Source organism: Streptococcus sp. GMD1S (genome assembly GCF_000296875.1).
Taxonomy (GTDB): domain Bacteria; phylum Bacillota; class Bacilli; order Lactobacillales; family Streptococcaceae; genus Streptococcus.
Map to the genome: position 1 here is coordinate 1 of NZ_AJQY01000383.1, position 926 is coordinate 926.

Below are 926 nucleotides of genomic sequence, written 5' to 3' on the forward strand. Positions count from 1 at the left end.
AAAGCTGGAATCCAGCTGATCTATGGAATGGAAGCCAATATCGTGGAGGACCGTGTCCCTATCGTTTATAACGAAGTGGAGATGGACTTGTCAGAAGCGACCTACGTGGTCTTTGACGTTGAAACGACGGGACTTTCAGCTATCTATAATGACTTGATTCAGGTTGCGGCCTCTAAGATGTATAAGGGGAATGTTATTGCCGAATTTGATGAATTTATCAATCCCGGACATCCATTATCAGCCTTTACTACTGAGTTGACTGGTATTACAGATGATCATGTCAAAAATGCCAAACCACTGGAACAAGTTTTACAAGAATTCCAAGAGTTTTGCAAGGATACAGTCTTAGTAGCCCACAATGCTACCTTTGACGTTGGTTTTATGAATGCCAACTATGAGCGTCATGGTCTGCCTAAGATTAGCCAGCCAGTCATCGATACGCTGGAGTTTGCTAGAAACCTCTATCCTGAGTATAAACGTCATGGTTTGGGGCCTTTGACCAAGCGTTTTGGTGTGGCACTTGAACACCACCACATGGCCAACTACGATGCGGAAGCTACTGGTCGTCTGCTTTTCATCTTTATCAAAGAGGTAGCAGAAAAACATGGTGTGACCGATCTGGCTAGACTCAATATTGATCTAATCAGTCCAGATTCTTATAAAAAAGCTCGGATTAAACATGCGACCATTTATGTCAAGAATCAAGTTGGTTTAAAAAATATTTTTAAGCTGGTTTCTTTGTCTAACACCAAGTATTTTGAAGGGGTGCCACGGATTCCGAGAACGGTTCTAGACGCCCATCGGGAGGGCTTGATTTTGGGGTCGGCTTGCTCGGAGGGTGAAGTTTTTGACGCTGTCGTTTCCCAAGGTGTGGATGCGGCGGTTGAGGTGGCCAAGTATTATGACTTTATCGAGGTCATGCCACC

At 44.3% G+C, this 926-nt stretch carries 1 protein-coding gene; it reads left to right on the forward strand.

Annotation, left to right across the window (positions count from 1 at the left end):
* Window positions 1-926, forward strand: a 926-nt coding sequence (locus GMD1S_RS11575) for an exonuclease domain-containing protein (RefSeq protein ID WP_008283074.1), incomplete at both ends; no start/stop codon positions are given.